Raw genomic sequence first — 3279 nt, forward strand, 5'->3', positions numbered from 1 at the left:
CGCCCGACCCAGCACCCGCCACAGAGCCAGAAGCCGCCGCGGCGTCAGTCAGCTCGGCCGGAGTCAGCGGAATCGATGCTGGGGCTGCGATCGCGCCAGAGCAGGGTGCCGAACAGACCGAGGGCGACGACCTGAATCAGCAGGTCTGAGCCCGGCACCACATCCCCGGCAGAGGCGCGCATGGCCATCGTGGCCAGGCCAAGGCCGGCGGAGGCGGTGAAGGCCAACCAGAGAGCCCGGCGCAGCCCCCGCCACGGCGTGCGCGCCTCCTGCAGCAGCCGAGCCCGCAGGGCTGGATCGAGCGGCTCGCGGGCGGGAGGAACCATGGCGCGGCCGGAAACGGATGAAGCCGAATGCTAAGTTGTTAAAGCTGCCGGTGTAGCTCAGTGGTAGAGCAACTGATTCGTAATCAGTAGGTCGTCGGTTCAAATCCGATCTCCGGCTTTCTCAACAAACCAAACAGCTTCTCAAACGCCAGCTAGCAAGCGGATCCTTGGCGTTCTCTTAGCTCAAGTGGCAACCGGTTCAACGGCCGCATCCCGTATCGGCGTCTGGGCCTGACCGCTGCAAAAGCCTTGAGCAAGCTGGCCGCAGAGAATGACAAACAGTGTGGCGATCAACGAGCTGAAAACAACACTGGGCGGCCAGATCACAACCGTATCGCCAGGGCGGCGGCTGGTCGCCAGCGGCCGCTGATCGCCCTGCTGCTGGGGTTGGCAGAGGCCCTACCCACGCAGGTAAGAAAAGGCTCAAAGGCGCAACAGAGCGCTGCAGCACGCTTATGGTTAATGGAAACGACCGAGTGGGCAGCCAGCAAGCCGACATACCACCGGTCTGACAGATGCCCAGGACGTCCAGCGCCCGGGCCAACCGACACAAGCCAGCAACACGCAGCATCCCGTAAAGGTTCCACCATGTCGCAGCGTCTGAAGCTCAGGCTCCTCGCCAGCCTCAGGACCAAAGCCGCGTCCGACGGCTACACACTCGTCCCAGCGGTTCTGTTGGTGCTGGGGCTGGTGGTTGGAGGCCTTGGGGTGGTGGCCCTGAGCAACTGGTCGAGCCTCTCCGCCCTGCTGCCAGGCACCGATGCTCGCGAGATTGCAGACATGGGTGCTGATCGGATCATCGCGTACTGGAGCGACAACGCGCAGAACCGGCAACTTCTGGTGGCGGGCAGCACAGCTCCCAGCACCTGGAGCACCACCAACACCGCCCTGCAGAGCCCCTGTGTGTCATCGCAGAGCACACGACCCGGCGGGACCGGCTTTCCAACCAGCCTGGCAGTTGCACTGAAGGATGGCCAGTTCCGGAACCTGGACGACATGACCCAGGTTGGTACCGGCACACAGCGATTCCGCCTGGTGGCCGTCAGGTACACCACCGGTCCGAATACGGGCACGACCGCTGAGCTTCAGAACCGCCGTTCGATCTATCGGACCTTCACTGCTGCTGCCACTCCAACCTGGAGCCAGACCAGCGCGCTCGGAACATTACCGACTGGGAGCAACTTCAACCAACTGATCAACCTGGACGATCCGGATGGCGGCGGCAGCGTGGCTGGTGGCAACAACACCGGCTCTATCGCGATCACAGTGGAAGGCAGGGTCTACAAATCCGATGGCACGTATTCCACTTATATCACCACCAAGGAATACGAAATTCTGCCCAAATGCTGCGGCGGCTCCCTCGGTGGCAACGATTCACGAAGCCTGGGCGCTGACACGCGCTTCTGCGGGGTTGAGTTCGGGATCGTCGCAGGAATCAACGGCGGACGCTTCTTCTCGCAGCAGGCGAACGATCGATACACCACCCGCAACGCCTCGAATCAGGTCGTCAATCTGGCATCCCTTGTCGGCGTGGTCGCCGACCCGACCCACACCTGGACACGTTATTCAGTAAGCCCGTTATTTAACGGATCACAGATCGGCTGCCGAACGGTTCCGAGTCTCTGCAATGTGGGTTCAGATACGGGTGATCGCATTCCCGGAGATGCCAATTCGATTCGCAACAGCTATAGCGTTCCCGGAACCGGAGGTAACGTAACCGCGGTACCTGGACCCTGCCCCTACACTCAGCTCTCCGGAAGCAATACCTACGGCGACCAAAACTCGATTGATGGACGCGCCGCTGGCTGCATCCGCTTTGCATCAATCTACTTCTCCACCGGTCTGCCCAGCATTGCCAGCCGCTACACCTACAACTGGACAGCCAATGGCAATCCCGACATTGTCAGCAGGAGTGCGGTCAACAGCAGCAACTTACCCACCAGCTACGGCGGCTATCCATCGTTCATCATCAATGGAGCCAATAACGGCGACGACGCGCTCCGGATTTGGTTGCGCGCCAACAGCTCAAACCAGCTGAACGCTGCCAGCAGCCCGGCTTCGCCCACGGCCAGCAACCCGGCCGTGACCACACCCTACCTGGAATACTGCAACACCAAGTACCTACCCAGCAATCAGTGTGCCAGCGTTTTCCCGAGCGGTGGCTCCAACATTCATACCTGGGCCGTTGTTTCCCAGGGCGGCGTCGTTCCAACGAGCAACACCGCCGGTATTGCCATCGGGGATACATTCAATAACTCCACAGCCGTAACCACACCAGAAACCGGATTCGCTGGCTACGCCGCTGGTTCAACCCCGCGCTGGCCCTCCATCTGGACCGAACGCGACCAAAACGGCATGGGCATCACGACGGGTGACATGCTCATCCGAAACATCACCACTCCAACAGCAATCGGGTCGGCGGTCACCTTTAATGATATCGGCACTGACCAAGGCGCTACCGTCACGAACAGACCCGCCATTGCCAGGGCCGTCAATCTGTATGCCCTGAGTAATCCGGTTCTTGAATTCACCTTTACCCGTAGCCGTGCCTCGGCTGCGGCTTCAACCTCAGCGTTGAGACTGGACTACGGCTTCACGAGCCCCATCACAACAAATCCAGCGATCGGAACAGCAGGCGGTACAGATCCAGCCGGCTGGGTGCAACTGGCAACCGTCACAGCTGATGGCGTGGTTGCAGTTTCCAACAGCGCAACCAATCGCAGCACCGGTACCAGTGGCGCATGCAGCCGAACCACTACAGCGCCATATTCCTCCTCACTGACGGCCGCCCCAGGCCCTCTGTTTACCTGCAGGATTCAGCTTCCCGCTGCAGCAACAGGCGCTGCGAACAGGTTTAATCACTACGTGAAGTTCCGCCTGAGTGCCAACAGCAATCTCGGCACCGCACTTGCGGATGGCACATCCTCAACCGTAGCAAACGATCATATCAGCG

2 protein-coding genes and 1 tRNA gene are annotated in these 3279 nt (G+C 60.7%); 2 read left to right on the forward strand and 1 reads right to left on the reverse strand.

What is annotated here, in order from left to right; translation table 11 throughout:
* Nucleotides 1–44: 44 nt before the first annotated feature.
* Nucleotides 45–326, reverse strand: coding sequence for a DUF3493 domain-containing protein (locus tag ACIQ2E_RS14850; RefSeq protein ID WP_398332234.1), 282 nt, complete (start codon nt 324–326; stop codon nt 45–47).
* 46 nt (nt 327–372) lie between these two features.
* Here ACIQ2E_RS14850 and ACIQ2E_RS14855 point away from each other — a divergent pair.
* A tRNA-Thr gene (locus ACIQ2E_RS14855) sits at nt 373–444 on the forward strand.
* A 470-nt stretch (nt 445–914) separates the two neighbouring features.
* Nucleotides 915–3279: hypothetical protein (locus ACIQ2E_RS14860; RefSeq protein ID WP_398332236.1), on the forward strand; the 2365-nt coding region annotated here is incomplete at its 3' end.

This window comes from Vulcanococcus sp. (assembly GCF_044369115.1).
Classification (GTDB): Bacteria; Cyanobacteriota; Cyanobacteriia; order PCC-6307; family Cyanobiaceae; genus Vulcanococcus.